This window comes from Micromonospora sp. BL4 (assembly GCF_003667505.1).
Classification (GTDB): domain Bacteria; phylum Actinomycetota; class Actinomycetes; order Mycobacteriales; family Micromonosporaceae; genus Micromonospora.
Genome location: NZ_RCVJ01000145.1, coordinates 23,545 through 44,578 on the forward strand (window position 1 = coordinate 23,545; position 21,034 = coordinate 44,578).

At 72.1% G+C, this 21,034-nt stretch carries 18 protein-coding genes; 12 read left to right on the forward strand and 6 right to left on the reverse strand.

Going from position 1 to position 21,034, the window contains the following annotated elements; genetic code table 11:
* The first annotated feature begins 13 nt into the window (after positions 1-13).
* The 7 genes from EAD89_RS18475 (at position 14) to EAD89_RS18505 (ending at position 11,693) form a co-directional block, all read left to right on the forward strand.
* Positions 14-3,949, forward strand: a complete 3,936-nt coding sequence (locus tag EAD89_RS18475) for a ThuA domain-containing protein (protein WP_121676608.1) — start codon at positions 14-16, stop codon at positions 3,947-3,949.
* An 8-nt stretch (positions 3,950-3,957) separates the two neighbouring features.
* Positions 3,958-5,484, forward strand: a complete 1,527-nt coding sequence (locus tag EAD89_RS18480) for a plastocyanin/azurin family copper-binding protein (RefSeq protein ID WP_121676609.1) — start codon at positions 3,958-3,960, stop codon at positions 5,482-5,484.
* Positions 5,485-5,516: 32 nt separating this feature from the next.
* A complete protein-coding gene (locus EAD89_RS18485; RefSeq protein ID WP_121676610.1) occupies positions 5,517-6,494 on the forward strand; it encodes a hypothetical protein in 978 nt (325 codons plus the stop codon).
* 133 nt (positions 6,495-6,627) lie between these two features.
* Complete coding sequence (locus EAD89_RS18490) at positions 6,628-7,338, forward strand: PH domain-containing protein (protein ID WP_121676625.1); 711 nt, start codon at positions 6,628-6,630, stop codon at positions 7,336-7,338.
* A gap of 125 nt (positions 7,339-7,463) precedes the next feature.
* Entirely contained in the window at positions 7,464-8,018 is a 555-nt protein-coding gene (locus EAD89_RS18495; RefSeq protein ID WP_121676611.1) for a Uma2 family endonuclease, read from the forward strand.
* Between the two features lie 71 nt (positions 8,019-8,089).
* Positions 8,090-8,884 carry a class I SAM-dependent methyltransferase gene (locus tag EAD89_RS18500; protein WP_121676612.1) on the forward strand — a complete coding sequence of 265 codons (795 nt, stop codon included), beginning with the start codon at positions 8,090-8,092 and terminating at the stop codon, positions 8,882-8,884.
* Between the two features lie 151 nt (positions 8,885-9,035).
* Complete coding sequence (locus EAD89_RS18505) at positions 9,036-11,693, forward strand: LuxR C-terminal-related transcriptional regulator (RefSeq protein WP_199733553.1); 2,658 nt, start codon at positions 9,036-9,038, stop codon at positions 11,691-11,693.
* On the opposite strand, the gene EAD89_RS18510 is transcribed toward EAD89_RS18505, so the two are convergent.
* From EAD89_RS18510 to EAD89_RS18520, 3 genes are all read right to left on the reverse strand, one after another.
* On the reverse strand, positions 11,688-12,629 hold the full coding sequence (locus tag EAD89_RS18510) for a GNAT family N-acetyltransferase (RefSeq protein ID WP_121676614.1): 942 nt from the start codon (positions 12,627-12,629) through the stop codon (positions 11,688-11,690). The genes EAD89_RS18505 and EAD89_RS18510 overlap by 6 nt on opposite strands.
* Positions 12,630-12,639: 10 nt before the next feature.
* Positions 12,640-13,209, reverse strand: a complete 570-nt coding sequence (locus EAD89_RS18515; protein WP_121676615.1) for a dihydrofolate reductase family protein — start codon at positions 13,207-13,209, stop codon at positions 12,640-12,642.
* A gap of 226 nt (positions 13,210-13,435) precedes the next feature.
* Positions 13,436-14,554, reverse strand: coding sequence for a hypothetical protein (locus EAD89_RS18520; RefSeq protein WP_147458831.1), 1,119 nt, complete (start codon positions 14,552-14,554; stop codon positions 13,436-13,438).
* Between the two features lie 633 nt (positions 14,555-15,187).
* Here EAD89_RS18520 and EAD89_RS18525 point away from each other — a divergent pair.
* Both EAD89_RS18525 and EAD89_RS18530 read left to right on the forward strand, forming a co-directional pair.
* Positions 15,188-15,457, forward strand: coding sequence for a hypothetical protein (locus EAD89_RS18525; protein WP_121653499.1), 270 nt, complete (start codon positions 15,188-15,190; stop codon positions 15,455-15,457).
* Positions 15,457-16,494, forward strand: coding sequence for a hypothetical protein (locus tag EAD89_RS18530; RefSeq protein WP_121676617.1), 1,038 nt, complete (start codon positions 15,457-15,459; stop codon positions 16,492-16,494). The genes EAD89_RS18525 and EAD89_RS18530 overlap by 1 nt, the downstream gene beginning before the upstream one ends.
* A gap of 52 nt (positions 16,495-16,546) precedes the next feature.
* On the opposite strand, the gene EAD89_RS18535 is transcribed toward EAD89_RS18530, so the two are convergent.
* Both EAD89_RS18535 and EAD89_RS18540 read right to left on the reverse strand, forming a co-directional pair.
* Positions 16,547-17,077 (reverse strand): SRPBCC family protein, encoded by a 531-nt coding sequence (locus tag EAD89_RS18535; RefSeq protein WP_121676618.1) that lies wholly within the window; start codon positions 17,075-17,077, stop codon positions 16,547-16,549.
* Complete coding sequence (locus EAD89_RS18540; protein WP_121653496.1) at positions 17,078-17,389, reverse strand: helix-turn-helix transcriptional regulator; 312 nt, start codon at positions 17,387-17,389, stop codon at positions 17,078-17,080.
* Between the two features lie 98 nt (positions 17,390-17,487).
* Between EAD89_RS18540 and EAD89_RS18545 the strand changes: the two genes are divergently transcribed.
* Positions 17,488-18,417 carry an LLM class F420-dependent oxidoreductase gene (locus EAD89_RS18545; RefSeq protein ID WP_121676619.1) on the forward strand — a complete coding sequence of 310 codons (930 nt, stop codon included), beginning with the start codon at positions 17,488-17,490 and terminating at the stop codon, positions 18,415-18,417.
* 6 nt (positions 18,418-18,423) lie between these two features.
* Here the strand turns inward: EAD89_RS18545 and EAD89_RS18550 are convergent, their stop codons facing one another.
* Positions 18,424-18,861 (reverse strand): hypothetical protein, encoded by a 438-nt coding sequence (locus EAD89_RS18550; protein WP_121653494.1) that lies wholly within the window; start codon positions 18,859-18,861, stop codon positions 18,424-18,426.
* A 119-nt stretch (positions 18,862-18,980) separates the two neighbouring features.
* Here EAD89_RS18550 and EAD89_RS30510 point away from each other — a divergent pair, with 119 nt between their 5' ends.
* Positions 18,981-19,736, forward strand: a complete 756-nt coding sequence (locus EAD89_RS30510) for a hypothetical protein (RefSeq protein WP_158610755.1) — start codon at positions 18,981-18,983, stop codon at positions 19,734-19,736.
* Positions 19,733-21,016 carry an FAD-binding protein gene (locus tag EAD89_RS18560; protein ID WP_233578805.1) on the forward strand — a complete coding sequence of 428 codons (1,284 nt, stop codon included), beginning with the start codon at positions 19,733-19,735 and terminating at the stop codon, positions 21,014-21,016. The genes EAD89_RS30510 and EAD89_RS18560 overlap by 4 nt, the downstream gene beginning before the upstream one ends.
* The last annotated feature ends 18 nt before the right edge of the window (positions 21,017-21,034 follow it).

The following is a 21,034-nucleotide window of genomic DNA, read 5'->3' on the forward strand; positions in this document are numbered from 1 at the left end:
AGTGGGGACGGGGATGACAAGACAACTACGACGAACCCTCGCCGCGGCAGCGGTCATCGCGATGATGCTGCCGGGCACACCGGCAGCGGCCGCACCGCAGGCGGCACCCGCACCGAAGGCGGCGCAGGAGGACAGGACGGCGGTCCTTGTCTTCCACGGGCCGGTGGCGGAGCAGCAGGACCCGGTCGCCCGCGCCGCGGAAGCGATCAAGGATCTTGGCGCAGACAATGACATCGTTGTCACCGCTACCACGGACCCGGCCGTCTTCACCACGGCCGGGCTGTCCGCGTACCGCAGCGTGGTTTTCCTCTCCGCGACGGGCGCCGCGCTCAACCGTGACCAGGAAGCCGCGCTGCAGAGCTACATGAAGTCCGGCGGCGGTTTCGTCGGCATCGCCGACGCGGCCCGCGCGCAGGTCGACTCCGCCTGGTTCACCGGTCTGATCGGCACCCGCCCGGCGGGCGCCATCCCGGTGGCCGAGCCGGTGGCCCGGGTGACCGCCAGCGGCGAGAACCCGCCGAACGAGACCAAGGAGAAGCTGACCGACGGCGACTCCGGCACCAAGTGGCTCGTCCGTACCCCGGCGGCCTGGGTGGCGTACGAGCTGAGCGCCGCCAAGCGGATCACCGGGTACGCGCTGACCTCGGCCAACGACTCCTCCGGCCGGGACCCGAAGGACTGGACCCTGCAGGGCTCCACGGACGGCCAGAACTGGTCCGACCTGGACCGGCGCACCGGCCAGACCTTCGCGGAGCGGTTCCAGACCCGCCGGTTCGACATCGCCACGCCACAGGAGTTCAAGCACTTCCGGCTGAACATCACGGCGAACAGCGGCGAACCGCTGACCCAGTTGGCCGACCTGCGCCTGTTCACCGGCAGCACCGCGCCACCGGAGCCGCCCGCGGTGAACCGGGCGGTCGTCAACATCCTGGACCGGAACCACCCGGCCACGGCGTCGCTGCCGATGACGCTCACCCGCTCGGACCGCTGGGAGAACTGGGACCCGAACCCGATCGGCACGGTGCACACCGTCGCGCAGGTCGAGGAGCGGCACTACAACCCGGGACCGGGCGCCAACGGGCCGTTCCACCCGGTGTCCTGGTGCCGGGACTACGACGGCGGCCGGTCGTTCTACACCGGCATGGGCCACACCGAGGGCAGCTACGGCGAGGCCGCGTTCCGTACGCACCTGACCGGCGCGCTCAAGTGGACCACCGGCCTGGAGCGCGGTGACTGCCAGGCGACGATCGCCGCGAACTACAAGGTGGAGCGGCTGACCGCGGCCAACCAGACCGGGCAGCTGGACCAGATGGGCGAGCCGCACGGCCTGACGATCGCGCCGGACGGCACGGTCTTCTACGTCGGCAAGGCGGCCTGCCCGAGCGGCCCCGTCGCGGACTGGAACAACCCGAACGTCGGCCTGGGCTGCGGCACCATCCACTCGTGGGACCCGCGCACCAAGCAGGCCAAGCTGCTCACCACCCTGGAGGTGATGGGCAACCGGGGCAGCGGCTCGGAACTGGTGAAGAACGAGGAGGGTCTGCTCGGCATCGTGCCGGACCCGAAGTTCGCCGAGAACGGCTGGCTCTACGTCTACTGGATGCCGCACGAGTCGATCGACCGGGTGCAGCGGGTCGGGCAGCGGACCGTCTCCCGGTTCACCTACGACCGCGAAACCCAGACCATCGACCAGGCCACCCGCAAGGACCTGCTGAAGTTCCCGGTGCAGATCCACAGCTGCTGCCACGCCGGCGGCGGCATGGCGTTCGACGCCAAGGGCAACCTGTACGTCGGGTCGGGTGACAACAACTCCTCCGAGGGATCGCAGGGCTACTCCGGCAACAACTGGACCCAGGAGTACCAGGGGATCTCGTTCCAGGACGCCCGCCGCACGTCGGGCAACACCAACGACCTCGCCGGCAAGATCATCCGAATTCACCCGGAGCCCGACGGCACGTACACCATTCCGGAGGGCAACCTGTTCCCGCCGGGCACCGAGAAGACCCGACCGGAGATCTACGTGATGGGCGTGCGGAACATCGCCCGCCTCCAGATCGACCCGAAGCACCAGTGGCTGACGGCCGGCTGGGTGGGGCCCGACGCCTCGTCGCCCAGCCCGACGCTGGGCCCGGCCAAGTACGAGACGGCCACCATCATCACCTCGGCCGGCAACCATGGTTGGCCGTACTGCATGGGCAACCGGCAGCCGTACCGAGACCGCAGCAGCACCGACGCGACCGTGCTGACCGGCTGGTACGACTGCGACAACCTGAAGAACGAGTCGCCGCGCAACACCGGCCTGGTGGACATCCCGCCGGCCCGGGACAACATGATCTGGTACTCGCCGGACGGCGGCGGCCCGGTGTTCCCGGAGCGGACGGACGGCAGCGGCCTCCCGACCTACGTCGCCGCCGACGCCACCTACACCCAGCCGTACCTGCGCGGCGGCGGCCAGGCCATCATGTCCGGGCCGACCTACCACCGCGATCTGGTCGACACGAACAGCGGCGTGGCGTGGCCGGCGCACTGGGACGGCAAGTGGCTCATCGGTGACCAGTCGAACCCGAACAACCGCATCGCGGTCACCGTCGACCCGGCGGGCGTGCCCACCGCGGCCCCGCCGGTGTTCGCCGAGTCGCTGCGAGCCATCATCCCCGGCGGCAACGGCGACGCCCGGCTGCAGAGCTGGATGGACGCCAAGTTCGGGCCGGACGGCGCGCTCTACCTGCTGGACTACGGAGGCGGGTTCTTCAGCCTGCACCCCAACCAGAAGCTGATCCGGATCACCTACACCGGTGGCGCACCGACCCCGGCGCCGGCAGCCAGCTCGGTCGCCGTGCAGAACAAGCCGCTGACCATGGCCTTCAACGGGTCCCGATCCGGTGGCGTCAGCTACCGGTGGGAGTTCGGCGACGGCGCCACGTCGACCGAGGCGAACCCTCGGCACACGTACGCCCGGGTCGGCACCTACACCGCGAAGCTCACCGTCACGTACGCCGACGGGGAGACGGCGACGGTGCAGACCACGGTCACGGTGGGCTGCGCGGTGCCGGACAACCGGGCCACCGTGTGGCTCGGGGACACGGACACCAAGGTGCCCAGCCGGACGGTCGGGCAGGGCTGCACCAGCAACGACCTGATCGACGACGAGAGCACCTGGGCCGACCACAACAGCTTCGTCCGGCACGTGACCGCGGTGACCGACACGCTCCAGGACGACGGCCTGCTCTCCGCCCGCGAAGCCGGCACGCTGACCCGCCTGGCCGCCGCGTCCGACATCGGCCGGGATGGTCGCACCGGGTACGAGCCGCTCTTCGACGGCACCGCCGAGTCGCTGCTCGGCTGGCAGCAGGCGCCGTCCGGATCGTTCGGCATCCAGCCGGACGGCTCGCTGCGCTCCAGCGGCGGCCTGGGCATGCTCTGGCACACGAAGGAACTCGCCGACTTCTCGCTGAAGGTGCAGTTCCGCGACATCGCGCCGGGCACCGGCCGGGCCAACAGCGGCGTCTTCACCCGGTTCCCGGACCCGCGGATCCCCCTGGAGCAGCGCCCGCCGGGCAGCTGCGGCACGGTCGGGTCCGCCCGGACCTCACCGGCCTGGGTGGCGATCTACTGCGGCCACGAGATCCAGATCTACGACGGTGAGACCGGCGAACCGCAGAAGACCGGCTCGGTCTACAACTTCGACCCGGTGCCGCTCGCCCAGGCCGGCGTCACCCCGAAGGACCAGTGGAACGACTACGAGATCCGCGTGGTCGGGCAGCACTACACGATGATCCGCAACGGCGTGGTGATCAACGAGTTCGACAACACGCCGGGCAAGCAGTCCTCGCGCGCCGGTGACCCGCCGACCGATCTGCGGCAGTTCCTCAGCGGCTTCATCGGACTTCAGAACCACGGCGACAACGATCTGATCGAGTTCCGCAACATCCGCGTGCGCGAGCTCTAGGAGAATCCATGATCCGACGACTGACGGCTGCGCTGGCGGCGCTCCTGCTCACGGTGAGCCCGTTTGCCGGCGCGCCCGCCTCCGCCGCCCCGAGCGTCGCGGACCAGGTGCTGACCTGGACCGCCGACGACGACATCACCCGCTACAAGTCCGCGCCCACCACGGCGGTCGCCGGTGCGACCACGATCATCTGGGAGAACAGCGCGGCCACCGGCAACACCACCGGGATGCCGCACACGCTGACCTTCGACACCACCACCGACGGCTACAACCACGACGTCACGCTGAACATCCTGGCCAACCCGTTCGACGTGAACAACGGACGTCACCAGGCGACGGTGACCCTGACGCCGGGCAGGTACCGCTACTTCTGCTCCATCCCCGGCCACAGCCAGATGGTCGGCGAGCTGGTGGTCACCGACGGCGGTGGAGGCGACGACACCACACCGCCGGCAGTCTCCGCCACCGTGGCCGGCGACCGCGACCAGGACGGCAACTACGTCGGTACGGCCACGGTGACCGTCACGGCCACCGACGCCGGATCGGGCGTGGAAACCGTCGAGTACCAGATCGACGACACCAGCTTCCTGCCGTACACACAGCCCGTGCCGGTCACCGCGATCGGCGACCACTCGGTGCAGTTCCGTGCCACCGACCAGGCCGGCAACACCAGCGAGGTCGGCTCGGTGTCGTTCCGGATCGTCGAGCCGAGCCAGGAGGACACCACCCCACCGGTGGTGACGGCCGACCTTGCCGGCGATCAGGACGGCGACGGCAACTACATCGGTACGGCCACCGCCACGTTGGCCGCCACCGACGCGCAGTCCGGCGTCGCCACGATCGAGTACTCGTTGGACGGGGCCGCCTTCACCGCGTACTCCGAACCGATCGTGGTCGACGACGTCGGCATGCACATGCTGCACTACCGGGCGACCGACGTCGCCGGGAACACGTCGGCCGAGCAGATGGCCCACTTCACCGTGGTCGAGCCGCAGGCCGAGGACACCACCCCGCCCACGGTGTCCGCCACGGTCACCGGCGAGCAGAACGACGACGGCGCGTACGTGGGCGGTGCGACCGTGACCATCACGGCGACCGACGACGACTCAGGTGTCGCCTCCGTCGAGTACGCGCTCGACACGGGCGCCTGGACCGCGTACGCCAATCCCGTCTCCGTTCGTGCCACCGGGGCGCACACCCTGCGCTACCGGGCGACGGACGTCGCCGGGAACGCCGCCGCGGAGCAGTCGACCACGTTCACGGTGGTGGCGGACGGCACCGACGCCTGCCCCGACTCGGACACCCGGGCCAGGGTGGTCATCGACGGTGACGACACCGGCGTCGCCAACGTCGACACCGGCAACGGCTGCACCATCAACGACCTGATCGACGAAGACGCCGCCTACCCCGGGCACGCCGACTTCGTCCGGCACGTCGAAGCGGTCACCGCGACCCTGGTGGCCGGCGGCACCCTCACCCTGCGGCAGCAGGGTGCCATCGTCCGGGCCGCAGCCCGATCGGACGTCGGCGCATGAGTCACCGAACCTCATCGACAGGGAGTACAGCGATGCCCAGACGTACCGTCGCCAAGCTGGCCACCGTGAGCGCCGTCATCACCGCCTCGGTGCTGGCGGTGGCGCCCAGCGCGCACGCCGACCTGGTCACCCACTGCATCGGCACCGGCGGTGCGGTGACGGTGCCCAACGACCTGTACGTGCCGGCCGGTGAGTCCTGCGCCCTGACCGGCACCACGATCACCGGCAACGTCACCGTCGCCGCCGGCGGCAACCTGGTGGTCACCGGTGGCACCGTCAGCGGCGAGGTACGCGTCGCCGCGGACGGCTACCTGGACGCCACCGACACGACGATCGCCGGTCAGGTGGTGCTGGCCGCCGGCGGCTACGGCGCCTTCCTGCGAGACGCCCAGACCGGCAACGTGACCGTGCGGCCGAAGGGCGCCGCGACCATCGACAGTTTCCTGTTCGTCGAGCAGTCCACGATCGTCGGGACCGTCAACGCCGGCGCCGGTGAGGTCCGGCTCGACCGCGGCACCCAGGTGGAGCGCAACCTCAGCACCACCGGCACGTACTACACCGACGTGCACGACTCGTTCGTCGACGGCACGCTGTCCGTGCTGAACAGCGCCACCGGCAGCGTCGTGTGCGGCAGCGCGGTCCGCGGCCTGGCGACCTTCGCGGGCAACCTGGGCGCTGTCCAGCTCGGCCCGAACGGCACCCTCGACAGTTGCGCCTCCGGGGGCTACTGGGGCCGGGACGTCAGCGTCACGAACACCACCGGCGGCGTCACCGTCGACGACAACATCATCGACGGCAGGTTGACCCTGACCTCCAACAACCCGGTCGCCCAGGTGGCCGACAACAACCGGATCCGCGGCGGCGTGACCGGTGACCAGGCGGCTGCGGGCACGTCCCGGATGGCCCGGGCGGCCGTCGCCGACCGGGAGGACGCCGGAGAGCAGCGGGCCGAGGCTCGCCGGGCGTCGGCCACGCAGGAGGCCGTCGCGGCTGGCGCGGCGCGTCTCTAGGTAGTTCCCCGCGCGGGGTCACGGGCGTTTCGGCCTGTGGCCCCGCGTGGCGTGTTCGGCGTGGTGCTGCCCCGCGTCCACCTCGTCGATCTTCCCGGGTGTCGCGGTGGACGCCGCCGGTCACCATGGCGGCATGCGCAGATGGCAACGGCCGTACGCACTCGACGCGGCGACCGGCTTCGCGGTACTGGGGCTGCTCGGGGTGGTTGGCTTCGCCACGCTCTTCGTGATCACGCCCATGCACGAGCAGATGCCGACGCCGTTGGCGATCCTCTTCGGGATGTGGCTCGCCGTTGTCACCGCCGTCACGGCACGGCAGGCCATGCTCGGGGTCTACGTCAGCGATGCCGGCGTCCGGTCCCGATCCCTGCTGCGGACGACCACGGTGCCCTGGGCGTCGGTCGCGGACATCCACAGTGGCGTCGCCACCTTCGCGGGTCTCGACATGGGCCGGTCGGCGATCGTCATCGAACGGACCGACGGCGTCTCGATACAGACACCGCTGCAGCGCGGCGACCTCTTCCGGCCGTTCACGTTCCGGCCCGAGCTGGGCCGGCTGGCCACCTGGCCGGAACACTACGACGAGATCCTAACGACGCTGCGGACACACCTTCGCGAGGCGCAGCGCCAGGGGCAGGCGCCGGTCACCGAACGACCAGTCCAGCCCCCCGGTGCCCGGTCGACGATCCCCACCGCCGGCGTCCCCCGGACCCGTACGGCCCCCGGCGGGGCGAGCGCCGACAAGCGGCGCGACATCCACGCGCTGACCCGGCAACACCAACGCGGCGCGCTCACCGACGCCGAGTTCGCCGCGGAGCTGGCCAGGATCCAGGAGAGGGACTAGGTCGACGCCGGGCTGGCGTACGGCCGTCCGGAGCGCGACCGTGATCGCGCGTCCCCAGGTGGACATCACACCGGGCCGCGTCGCACCACCGAGGTCGAGGCTCCTGGTCGATTAGGATGAGGGGCATGAGCGCTGAGGCCGTCGGCATGCACATGCCCGCCGTCGTGACGCTCGACGACGTGGCGGCGATGAACGCCGCCGACCCGAACGGCCACCGTTATGAGACGAGCTCCGAGGCGGTCCTGTCGGTCATGCCGCCGCCCGACTCGGAACACGCCATGATCGCCAGTCGGCTCTCCGCTTGGTTGGTCATGGCGGGCTGGCCCGCCGACCAGGTGCTCCAGGCGGCCGCTGTACGGATCTCCGGCCCGGACGGCGACGGTGGCCGGATCCCCGATCTCACTGTCTGGCGCAAGCCGCCCACCCGCAGCGTCTGGGCTGCGGTGGCAGACGTCGTACTCGTGGTGGAGATCGTGTCACCGGGCTCCGACGCGATGGATTCGGTGACCAAGGTCCGCGAGTACGCCTCGGCCGGAATCCCGCAGTACTGGGTGGTGGACCGGGACACCGCGCACACGGTCACCCTGCACCGGCTGAGCGCGGGTGGCGGCTACGAGGAACGGGCGCGGATGCCGCTGGCCTGGCTGCTTCAGACGGCCCCCGGCGAGCATCTCGACTGAGCGCCTGGCCACCTGATCCACCGACGCGTCGGCGGGTCACCGAGCGACGGAAACCGTCGTATCGTTCCGGCATGGCGCACCCGGTGTGGGCGGACGGCGACGCGTACGAGGCGTACGTGGGTCGGTGGAGCCGCCTGGTCGCGGCCGACTTCCTGCGCGCGTTGGACGTGCCACCCGGCCGGCACTGGCTGGACGTGGGCTGCGGCACGGGTGCGCTGACCTCGACGATTCTCGCGGACGGGGCTCCTGGCCGGGTGACCGCAGTGGACCGGTCGGAGGGGTTCCTCGCTGGTGCGCGTACCCGTGTCGTTGATGCCCGGGCGACCTTCCACGCCGGGGACGCCCGCGCGCTGCCGTTGCCGGACCGGGCCGTGGACGTGGTGGTCAGCGGATTGGCGCTCAACTTCGTCCCCGAGCCGGCGCGGGCGGTGGCCGAGTTCGCCCGGGTGGTCCGGCCGGCGGGTGTGGTGGCCGCGTACGTGTGGGACTACGCCGACGGCATGGCGATGATGCGTCACTTCTGGGCGGCCGCCGCGGAGCTCGACCCGGTCGCGGCGGAGCTGGACGAGGGGCGCCGCTTCACGGTGTGTCAGCCCGATGCCCTCCGGGTGCTGTGGGTGGACGCCGGGCTGGGGGAGGTGTCGGTCCGGCCGGTCGAGGTGCCCACGGTCTTCGCCGACCTGGCCGACTACTGGACGCCGTTCCTCGGCGGGCAGGGCGCCGCTCCGACGTACGTGACGACGCTGGCCGAACCGGGCCGGGCCGCGCTGCGGGAGCTGTTGGCCGCCCGGTTGCCGGTAAAACCGGACGGCTCGATCCGGCTCACCGCGCGGGCCTGGGCCGTCCGGGGCGTCGCGTCCGAGTAGCACCGCCGTACCGGCCAAGCCGGGGTCCGTTCAGTGTCGGCCGATTGCTGAGCTAGATTCAGGTGCCTCTTCGAGGTGCCTGACCTGCGGCTTCATCGCTTGCCGACGATGGAACGGCGGCCGGCGGGGGCGGTGACGACGGGGGTACGTGGTGCGGGGCCGGGCGACGGAGCGCGACCGGATCGACCGGATGCTGGCGGACGCCCGGGACGGCGCGAGCAGCGTTCTGCTGATCCACGGTGACGCCGGCATCGGCAAGACGGCACTGCTGGACTACGCCGCCGCTCAGGCGTCCGCCATGCGGGTGCTGCGAATCGACGGCCTGGAATCGGAGACCGAGCTGGCCTTCGCCGGCCTGCACCAGTTGCTCCTGCCGGTCCTGGACCTCGTCGACCAGCTACCCGGCCCGCAGGCGCGGGCCCTGCGCGCGGTCTTCGGGCTCACCGACGACACCGTGCGCGACCGGTTCGTCATCGGTCTGGCGGTGCTCAGCATGCTGTCCGAGGCCGCCGGCGAGGGAACGCTGCTCTGCCTGGTGGACGACGTGCAGTGGCTCGACCGCGCATCGGTGGACGCCCTGGCGTTCGCCGCCCGCCGCTTGCAGGTCGAGGGGGTCGTGCTCATCTTCGCGGCCCGGGACGCCGCGGGCGTGGCCGGGATCGGCGGGCTGCCCGCGCTGCACCTCGCGGGACTCGACCCGGAGGCCGCCGCGGCGCTGGTCGCGGACCTGTCGCCGTACGTGCGCCAGCGGATCATGGACGAGGCGCAGGGCAACCCGCTCGCGCTGCGCGAACTCTCCGCCGCGTTGACCCCGACGCAGCGTGCCGGTCAGCTCAGCCCGTTGACGCTGTCCGCACCGTCGAACCGGGTGCAGGACGCCTTCCTGGAACAGATCCGTCGGCTCCCCGAGGCCACCCGGACGCTGCTGCTGACGGCCGCCGCGGACGACACCGGAACACTCGACCTGATCCTGCGGGCCGCGGGGGCGACGGTCGGTGACCTGGCGCCGGCCGAGCGCGCCGACCTCATCGTGCTGACCGGCGACGCGCTGCGCTTCCGGCATCCGCTGATCCGGTACGCGGCGTACCAGGGCAGCCCGTACGCCGATCGCGTCGCCGCCCACCGCGCGCTGGCGGCGATGCTCGTCGCACCCGAGCACGCGCATCGGCGCGCCTGGCAGTTGGCCGCCGCGGCGACCGGGCCGGACGAGCGTATCGCCGACGAGTTGGAGCGGGTCGCGATCTGGGCGGGCGGACGGCAGGCGCTCGCGTCGGCGTCCGCGGCGTACGAGCGGGCGGCCCAGCTCACGGCCGAACCGGAAGGCCGGGCCCGCCGGTTCGTCGCCGCCGCACAGGCCGCGGCCGACGCGGGCCAGGACGAGCGGGGCGGCCGGCTCGCGGCGATGGTCGAGGTGGCGCCGCAGGACCCGGGCCTGGCCGCGGACCTCGCGCGGGTCCGGGCGGTGGTGGAGCTGGGGTACGGCAGCCCCGACGTCGCCGGCCGGATGCTGCTCGACTGCGCCGACCAGATCGGTGCCCGGCGGCCGGACAAACTGCCCGCGCTGCTGGTGGACGCCCTGCACGCCGCCTTCTCCTCCGGAAACGCGGAGCTGATCGAGGCGGTCGCGGACCGGGCACCGACGGAGCCGGTGCTGGCCGTGCCGGCCCGCCTGCTCACCGACGACGTGCCCGGCGCCCTGCGCGCGCTCCGACCGCTCGTGGCGGCGCGCGGTCGAACCGACGCGGGGTTCATGGACCGGCTGATGACCGGAATCTACTGCCACCTCAGCGCCGATGACGATGCCGCGTACGAGATCGCCGCCGAGGCGGTCGAGCACTGCCGGGACAACGGCATGGGTGGGTGGCTGCCCACCGCACTGCACCTGCTCGCCCGGGTGGAGCTGACCCTCGGGCGGCTCGACGACGCGTCCGCACACGCCGCGGAGGGGCTCCGGCTGGCAGAGGGGTACGACCTGAGCCACCGGGCCGCGCACCTACGCGCCGTCCTGGCCGTCCTGGCCGCCGTGCGGGGCGAGGAGGAGCAGACCGAGCGGCTGGCGCGGGACGCGATGGCGTACACGCAGCCGCGTGGCGTCGGCCGGGCAACGGCGGACGCGCTGTGGGCGCTGGGCCTGCTCGACCTCGGCCTCGGCCGCGCCGACGTGGCGCTGCGACGGTTCGAGGCGGCCCGGGTGGCCTCGGGTCACCGCTTGTTCGGCGCGTTCCTGCTGCCCGATCTCGTCGAAGCGGCCGTACGCGCCGGCCGACCCGAGCGGGCCGCCGAACCGGCGCGCCTGCTCCACGAGTGGGCGGGAGCGACCGGCCGTCCGGCGCTCGCCGCGCTGGCCCGCCGCTGTCGTGCCCTGACCACGCCGGACGCCGAGGCGGAGCAGCACTTCGCCTCGGCCGTGCGGCTGCACCGCGACGGCAGCGCCATCGACCGGGCCCGCACCGGGCTGCTCTACGGAGAGTGGCTGCGCCGCGCGCGCCGGAAACTCGAAGCGCGCGGCCACCTGCGGGACGCCCTCGACACCTTCGCGACTCTCGGCGCCGAGCCCTGGGCCCGGCGGGCCGGTGCGGAGCTGCGGGCCAGCGGTGAGGTGGCGGAGCCGTCCCTGGGTGGTCCGCTCAGCCGGCTGAGCCCCCAGGAACGCGAGGTGGTCCGGTTGGCTGCGGCGGGCGCGACCAACCGGGAGATCGCCACACAACTGTTCCTGAGCCCCCGCACGGTGGGGCACCACCTCTACCGGGCGTTCCCCAAGCTCGGTGTCACCTCCCGCACCGACCTCGCCTCGGTGCTCTCGTCATGACTCCGGCGCGGAGTAGAGCAGCCGGATCTGCGCGGTCCGGTAACCGGCGCGCGCGAACGCCGCGGCCATCGGCACGTTCGTCGTGTCGGTGGTGGCCGTGATCAGCTCGGCGCCCTGCTCGGCGTGGAACCGGGTGATCTCGGCGAGCACGTCGTCGATGTACCGACGCCCGCGCAGCTCGGGCACGACGCCCAGGTAGCCGACGTTGCGGTTGTACGGCGTCGCGGACGGAATCGCCAGCCCGACGAGCGTCCCATCGGCCGTGCGGGCCAGCCGCCACCACGCCCGCTCGCCGGGGCAGTCCAGGTAGAAGTCCATCTCCTCCCGGGCGGTGGCCTCCGGGCTCTTGATCGCCAGGTTCCGGCGGGTCTCCCTGTCCAGGCTGCCCACCGCGATCCGGCGGAACACGTCGAGGAACTCCTCGTCGGAGCCCTCGGAGAAGACGAGCCGGCCGCTGGTGGCCGGCACCCCAACCTCGGGCGTCCACTCCAGCCGTAGCCGCTCCACCTCGTCGGTCAGCCCGACCGCGAGCGCCGCGTCCCGCCGCCAGGCCACCGCCGCCGCAACGGACTCGTCGTCCCGCCAGCCGTTGGGCAGGGTCAGGTTGTACAGCGGCGGCTTCGGCGCGCCGTCCCGCGCGAACGCCGCGAGGCCCGCGGCGAGCAGGCCGGCCGCGACTCCCGTACGGTCGGCGACCGACGCCTCGACGTGCAGGCAGTCCAGGGCGATCGGGTGCGCGCTGGAGGCCTGCCCCCACCACAGCGCGCGGCCGACCACCCGCTGCTCGTCCTCGGCGATCCAGGTCCACTCCGGCCGGTACATGCCCTGGCCCAGCTCGTCGAGGTAGCGGTCGGCGTCGATCGCGCTGACCGGATCGTCGACGGGAAAGCCGGTGACGCGGTCGAGGTCGGCCTCGGTGGTGGCGCGGAACAGCATCGGTCCTCTTTCAGTGCTTGGCATAGGTGGAGATGGTGGTGCCGGTGTTGAAGACCCTCGTGTCGCGCAGTGCGAAGCTCGCCACGGCGAAGGGCGCCCGGAACAGGGGAATGCCGGAGCCGAGGACGACGGGGTACCGCTTGATGACCAGTTCGTCGATCTCGCCGATGAGTTGGCCGGCGAGCGTCGCCCCACCACAGAGCCAGATGCCCATCCCGTCCTGGCGCTTGAGCGCGCGGACGAACTCCGCCGGCTCGTCGGCGACGATCTCCACCGACGGGTCGCGCTGGTCGAGCGTCCGGGAGAACACGTACTGCCGCAGGTGGGCGTACGGGCTCGTGACGCCGACGGCCAGGGCCGGTTCGTAGGTCGCGCGGCCCATGAGGACCGTGTCGAACGTGGTGTTCGCCGCCGTGGCGATCCCGAGCGGCTCCCGCGCGTGGGTGGGCAGCGTCTCGGGGTAGTCGGCCAGGATGGCGGCGGCCAGGTCCCCCTCGAACGCGAAGGAGTCGGACTCGCCGTCCGGGCCGGCGATGAACCCGTCCAGGCTGGTGGCGATGTAGTACGTCAGTTTGCGCACGTCACATGCTTTCCAAAGGTGATGTTGACCGCCGAAACGCTAGTCGGCCCGCCCGGCGGTCGGCATCGGTAGCAGCGACGTAACGTGACCCAGCGGCCTGGTCATCCCGTACAGCGGCACGGCCCTCGGCTCTTGCTCGGCGAGGATGACCTGGAACACCTGCTCGGTGTCGACGAGCCAGCGGGGGAGTTGGTGACCGTGGCGTGGAGCGCGGTCGGGTGGATCGTCACTGGTCGACGATCGCCGCGATGGCGGCGCGCTGTGGCCACGTCTCGTCGGTCATGCAGTCGGTGAGGCAGGAGAGGCTGAAGGCCAGCGGCCAGGAGGCGCTGTGCCGGTTCTCGGCCGGCAACAGGGTCAGTGGTGCGTCCGGGTCCCACTCGGAGCTGGGTGGCACGTGGACCGCCAGCACCTCACCGACGTACGGCCGTTCGGCCCACCGGACGGTCCGGCGCAGCACCTGCTCGGCGGTGACCTTGAGCAGTGTCACCGTGCAGAATTCGGGAATGCCACCGCGGCTCATCCATCGGCCGAAACCGAGGACGGTGCTCTCGGCGATCTCGTTCGGTTCGAGGTGACACTCCTCGCGCAACTCCCGGAGCGCCCCGCCGATGACGACTTCCTGCAGGCTCGGCGCGTTTGGCGTCGCCGACGCGTCCTGCGGTTCCAGAGAGCCGGAGCCGGATGGGGCGATGAGGCCTGGGCTGCCCACGTTGTCCCGAGTCTGCGCGACGAGCAGCAGTCGCCCGTCGATGGTGAACGCCAGGGTGGAGACTCCCACGACGTTGGCGAGCCGGCTGTCGGCGAACCCCCGCAACCGGCGGCGATGGTCGAGGAGAAGGTCTCGTCCGCGCATCGCCAGGGTGTTTCTGCCGGCCTCATAGACGTCGTACGCGGCAAGCAGGTTGCTGCAGAAGAAGTCGAAGTACTGCGCGGGCCGGAGCGTGACCACCCGGTCGTCGGTGCCGGTTGGCAGATCGGCGGCGAGGCCCAGCACTAAGGCGTTGTGCATGGCCGCAGTGCGGGCGTGCCGGGCCAGGAAGTCGAACGACCAGCGTCGGAGGTCGCGACCGAGCAGGTAGCTCGTCGGCGTCACTTCGCAGCGGATCCGCAGATGGCGCAGCCGGGCGCTCTCGGCGATGCCGACGATGCCGGTGCTGTGGGCGTTCTCCAGCACTCGCTGAGGGCCGGCGGCAAGCTCGGTGATGTCCCGGTAGTCGTCGCCGTCGCGCGGGTGGAAACGGAACTGCCGGGCCCGTCGGCGGTTGCTGCGGATCTCCAACGCCGAGACGAGCGCGCCGGCGGTGGCCGCCGCGACGCTGAGTGCCAGCGGTGGGTTGCGCACGGCTGTTGCCACACTCAGAGCCGCCAAGCCGACGCCAGCGGTGGTCAGGCGGTACCGCCAGAGGCCCTGACGCCAGATGGTCATCGTCGTGGTGACTCTTCTCGCCGTCCTGAGCACTCGGCACCTTTTCCGGTCGCGCCTGACGGAGACGACCGCATGGTATCCGCAGCAAAAACCCGCACAATCCAGCCGAGTTGGCATCCAAGCATATGGAAGTGTCGCGTGAACCACGAGCACGTCGCGCCGACGCGGCGGACAACCGCCTGGTCACGGCCGGTCCGTCGGAAGGGAACGTCCGGAGGGCTGTCGCAAACCGGACAAGACGGTAAAGCCCCTGGTAGAGCACTGTTGGGGCAGGTGGCGAGGCGGACGGATGGCGGGCCACATCCCATTCCTCCGGCCCGGTCGGGACAGCATCGTCCACACCGCGCCGCCCGCACCGCTCCGGGCGCCCGCAGCGGTGCCATCGCCCATCGGGACAAGGTCGTCTACCTCCGGCAGCCTGGCGACGCCGTCCACCGGCCGCGCCGCCCTATCCGTGCCCGCCGGCCTTTCGCACCGTGGACCACGCCCGGTCCGGCATCGCTCATCCGCGTGCCGGTCCGGCAGCCGAAGCAGAGAGAGGGCCCCGACATGGCCGCTCCCACCGCGATCGCAGCCCTGAGCGCATCCGTCTACTCACCGGGCGACCAGATGCTGCTGACCGTCACCTACTCCGACACCGACACCAAGCCGCTGACCGTCACCATCGTGGTGACCGACGCGCAGGGGAACAGCAGCGCTCCCGTCAAGGTCACCGCGGTCATCGACCCGCTCACCCTGACCGTCACCGACGACTCGGGACGTACCTGGACCCGGGTCTCCGACAACGGTTCGGTCGCCGTGTACCGGGCGGTGGCGTGATGCCCCGGGTCACCGTCCAGGTCCGTGACGCCGCCGGACACACCGCGACCGCCACCGCCAACTACGCGCTGAGCCAGCCGGTGCTCGGTGGCTACTACCTGTCCGGCGGGGCCGACCCGACCGCCGACATGGCCGGCGGCAACTTCCGCTCGCTCACCCAGTACCGCAGCTTCGCCGACGGCTACACCTTTCCCGGTTACAACCGGCCCTGGCTGGTCAACCTGGGCAAGGCCGGGGTGCAGATGAACATGGTCCTGGAACTGAAGCACTACGGCGCCCCGAACGCCGGGCCGCAGAGTTTCACCGTGGACGGCACCAGCTACACCGTGCCGGGGCCGTCGATGACCATCCAGCAGCGCCCCGGCACCACCTGGCCGAAGGCGTACGGGTACGGCCAGGTGCTCCGGGGCCAGTGCGACGGGTTGTTCCACCGCGCCCTGGCGCAGTACCGGACGCTAGGTTTCGGGGTGAACATCCAGCTCGCCTCGGAGTTGGACACGGACCACGAGTTCGGCACGACGGAGGACAGCAAGGCGTACACCTGGGCCGAGTCGGACGCGCGGGCGGTGCAGGCGATGAACTACATCCTCACCTGGTTCAAGGCGCGGACGCTGCCCGCCGGCACCACCTTCTCGATCGGGCTCGGTGGCTTCGACCGCGCCTGCTTCCAGCGCACCCATCCGGAGGCGCTGATGTCCCGGCTGGACTTCCTCCAGTGGAACGCCTACGCCACCAACGCCAACGACACCGCGCTGTCCCGGTTCCGCCGCACGAAGGACTGGGCGGTGGCGGACCTCGGCCCGGTCGCGTTGTCCCGGCCCGTGATCATCGCGGAGTGGGGAGTGCGGTCGGCTGAGATCCCGAACCAACCGGCCTGGATCGCCACCGTTCCGGCGGCCGTGGCCAAGCTCAACGCCGAGCGTGGGCCCCGGATCGTCCGGACCAACTACTTCAACTCCGGGTGGGGCACCCTGTCGCCGAAGGCGGCCGGGTTGGCCGCGCTGCGGACCGCGTACGCCACCCGGCCGTACGTCTGACCGCGCCGGGGTTCGGTGCCGGCTCGGTGTGGGGCTTCACCGCCGCGGCGGGTCAGCCCTCGCCGAGCCGGTCGGCGTACGTGTCGCGCAGCTCGGACCAGCCGAAGTCGAGGGCCTCGGCCCCCCGGATCGGGCCGACCGGGTCGCCGTCGAGCAGCCGGTCGGCCACGTCGAGGCAGAGGTGCCAGCCGGCCGCGACCATCGGCAGCACGCCCGGGTCGGCGACGGTGTGCCGCAGGGTGAGTCGGGTGCCGCTGTCCAGCGGGCTCAGCTCCCAGCGCAGCAGGTCGTCGCCCCAGATGTACTCGAGCAGGTGCGGCGGCTCGGCCAGACGGACCGTCGCCGAGGCCGGGATGGCGGTTTCGCCGTCGACCATGGTGAGCACGGCGGCGCCGGGAGAGCCGAGGTCCCGGTCGGCGAGGAAGGGCGCCCACTCGGCGAGCCGTGCCGGGTCGGTCAGCGCCGCCCAGACGGCGGCCGGCGGGTGCCGCAGATCGCGGACGAAGACCAGCGTGGCGACGCCGTCTGCGGGCTCGGCGCGCACCTCGCCGGGTGGGCTCGGGCGGAAGGCGTTGCGGTCCATTCACTGCTCCTGACTGTCGAGGTGTCGTTCCAGGGCGTCCAGGTGCCGGTTCCACAGCCGGCGGTACGGGTCCAGCCAACCGTCGACCGCCCGCAGCGGGCCCGGGTCGAGGCGGTAGATGCGTCGTCGAGCGGCGATCCGGCAGGAGACGAAGCCGGCCTCGCGGAGCACCCGCAGGTGCTTCGAGACGGCCGGCTGGCTGACCCCGAGGCTGTCCACCAGCTCGCCGACGCTGCGCTCCGCGTCGCGGAGCTGGTCGAGGATCCGGCGCCGGGTGGGCTCGGCGAGGACGGTGAAGGCGTCGACGGACACAGCTCCAATATGCCGCAGGGTTCATATGACTGTCAAAGCATATGACCAGGCCCCGCGGTATCAAAGCGGCAGCGGGTCCGGCTTCCTATGCTCGGAGCATGGAATTGCGGATCTTCACCGAACCCCAGCAGGGCGCCAGCTACGACCAGTTGCTCGCCGTGGCCCGCTGCGCCGAGGACGCCGGCTACGGTGCCTTCTTCCGGTCCGACCACTACCTGATGATGGGCGCGGTGAGCGGTGAGCCGGGCCCCACCGACGCCTGGACCACCCTTGCCGGCCTGGCCCGGGACACCAGCCGGATCCGGCTCGGCACCCTGATGACGGCCGCCACCTTCCGGCTGCCCGGTCCTTTGGCGATCACCGTGGCGCAGGTCGACCAGATGAGCGGCGGCCGGGTGGAGCTGGGCATCGGCACCGGCTGGTACGCCGACGAGCACACCGCGTACGGCATCCCGTTCCCCGCGCTGGGCGAGCGGTTCGACCGGCTGGAGGAGCAGCTCGAGATCATCACCGGGCTCTGGGCCACGCCGACGGGGCAGCGGTTCGACCACGCCGGCCGCTACTACCCGGTCAGTGACTCGCCCGCCATGCCGAAGCCGGTGCAGCAACCCCGCCCACCGATCCTGCTCGGCGGAATGGGCCCGAAGCGCACCCCCCGGTTGGCCGCCCGTTACGCCGACGAGTTCAACCTGCCGTTCGCCTCGACGGCCGACACGGCGGCGCAGTTCGACCGGGTCCGCGCGGCGTGCGCCGAGATCGGGCGGGACCCGGCCGAGCTGGTCTGGTCCAACGCCCTGGTGCTCTGCTGTGGCCGGGACGACGCCGAGGTGGCCCGCCGGGCCGCCGCTATCGGGCGCGACCCGGACGAGCTGCGGGCCAACGGCGTGGCCGGCACGCCCGCCGAGGTCCTCGACACCATCGGCCGGTACGCGGAGATCGGCAGTCAGCGGATCTACCTTCAGGTGCTGGACCTCAGCGACCTGGAGCACCTGGAACTGGTCGCCAGCGAGGTGATGGCGAAGCTCTGAGCCCGCTCAGGCCCCTCGGCGGGCCCCGCCGCCGGTCCCGACCATGCCCGGATCGCTCAGCACGGTGTCCAGCCGGCCGTCCCGATCGCTGTCCACATAGGTGACGTCCGCGACCCCGTCGCCGTTCAGGTCGACCTGGACGATGTCCGCGACGCCGTCGCCGTCGAGGTCGGTGGCGACCTCCACCGAACCGTCCAGATGGCGGGTCACGATCGACTGCGGCGCGACGCCGGGGACGCGCGGCGGCGGCCCGGGGGTCGGCACCGGCGTCGGTGCGGGCGCGGGTGCGGGTGTCGGGCGGGGCCCGGGCGTGGGCGCCGGATGGCTCGCCGACGAGGCGTCCGGCGGGGCGCTGGCCGGCTCGAACCCGCTGCCGGTCGGGTCCAGCTCCTCCTCGGAGGGGAACACGTCGCCCCGCAGGGCCGGATCACGGTAGCTGCTCATGGGCGTAGGGTTCCCCGACGATGGCGAGAACAACCGTGCCCGATCGTCCGGTGTCCGTGGCCCCCCGACTGTCGGACGATGCTGGGACCGACGCCACGGTCATGAACGGGGGTCCGAGCGTGGAACTGCGCCGGAGTCGGGGGGCACTGGTGCTCGCCCTGGTCTGCGTACTCGGTGGGGTGGTGTTGCTGGCCCTGCCCCGCGACGACGCCCTGCTACGGACGATCATCGCGGCGGGAGCCGTCGCGCTCGGCGTCGTGGCGCTGTTCAGCGCGTTGCGACCGTTCCGGTTCGGGATCGGCGCGGACGGGCTGACCATCCGGCGACCGGGCCTGCGCCGGTCGATCCCGTGGGCCGAGGTCGACACGCTGGTCCTGGACGAGCCACCCCGGCGCGACGGCCGCCCGGTGCCGCCGCGGCTGCTGCTGGTGCCCGTGCCGGGTGTGACGGTCGGGCCACGGGTGACCGCCCGCCATCCCGTCGACGGCCGGCCCGCCATCGAGTTGCTCGTCCTCGACCAGGTCCGGGAGCAACCGGAGCAGGTGTCCGCCGCGCTCACCACGTACGCCGGCGGCCGGTTCGTGGACCTGCCCGCGCTGCGCCGCGCCGCCTTCGCGGACCCCGACCTCCCCACCGGCCTGCGCGGCTACCGGATGGACCAGGTCGACCAGTTGATCCGCCGGGGCCAGGACGCCCTGGTGTCCGGCGACGCGCCGACCCGGCAGGCGGCCCGGGCGGAGATCGAACGATCCCGCGCCGCCGGCCTGCTGATCGCCCAGCGCGGCTACAGCCGGCTCCAGGCCGACACGGTGCTGGACGCTCTCGTCGCCGCGTTGGCCGACCACTCATCCACCGATCGGGAGACCGCACCGTGATCGCACCGGAACACGGCGGGGCGCCGGCCGCTCCGGCCGACGTACCGCGACGTAACTGGGCCGGCAACGTGCGCTACGCCGCGCGGGCGTTCCACCGGCCCACCGGCATGGACGAGCTGCGCCGGCTGGTCGCGGGCAGCTCCCGGATCCGGGCGGTGGGCACCGGGCACTCCTTCAACCGGTTCGGCGACACGGACGGCGACCTGGTCAGCCTGGCCGGGTTGCCCGCGGCGATCGACGTGGACGCCGAGCGCGCACGGGTCACCGTCACCGGCGCGCTGCGCTACGGCGACGTCACCCAGCGGCTGCACGCCCAGGGGTACGCGCTGCCCAACCTCGCCTCGCTGCCGCACATCTCGGTGGCCGGGGCGGTGGCCACCGCCACCCACGGCTCCGGTCAGACCCACGGCAACCTGGCCACCTCGGTCGCCGCCCTGGAGCTGGTCACCGCCGACGGCGACCTGCTGCGCGTCGACCGGGACACCGACGGGGACACGTTGGCCGGGATGGTGGTGGGCCTCGGCGCGCTCGGCCTGGTCACCCGGGTCACCCTGGACGTGGCGCCGACCTTCGAGCTGCGCCAGTACGTACGGCTCGACCTGCCCCGGGAGGCGCTGGACGAGGCGCTCGGCTCGGCGTACAGCGTCAGCGTGTTCACCGACTGGCGCGCGCCGCGACTGCGTGAGGTGTGGCGCAAGCAGCGAACGGACCAGCCGCCGCCCCCGGCGGACTGGCTCGGCACCACCGAGGCCGACGAGCCGCGCCATCCGGTGCTCGGGATGCCGGCGGAGAACTGCACCGAGCAGCTCGGTGTGGCGGGCCCGTGGCACGAGCGGCTGCCGCACTTCAAGCTCGGCTTCACCCCGAGCAGCGGCGACGAGCTCCAGTCCGAGTACCACCTGCCGCGCGCGGCGGCGGCCGAGGCTCTCGCCGCCCTGGACGACGTGGCGCACCTGATCGCCCCGGTGCTCCAGGTGTGCGAGCTGCGGACGGTGGCGGCCGACGAGCTGTGGCTCAGCCCGAACTACCACCGGGACAGCCTCGCCGTGCACTTCACCTGGATCGGCGATCCGGTGGCGGTGGCCCCCGTGCTGGCGGCGGTGGAGGAACGGCTGGCGCCCTTCGCGCCGCGTCCGCACTGGGGCAAGGTCTTCACGACCGATCCGGCCGCGCTCGCCGCCAGCTATCCCCGGTACGCGGACTTCGCCGCCCTGCTGGCCCGCTTGGACCCGACCGGCAAGTTCCGCACCGACGAACTGGACACCTACTTCCCCCGCTGACGCCCCGGCGCCTGCCCG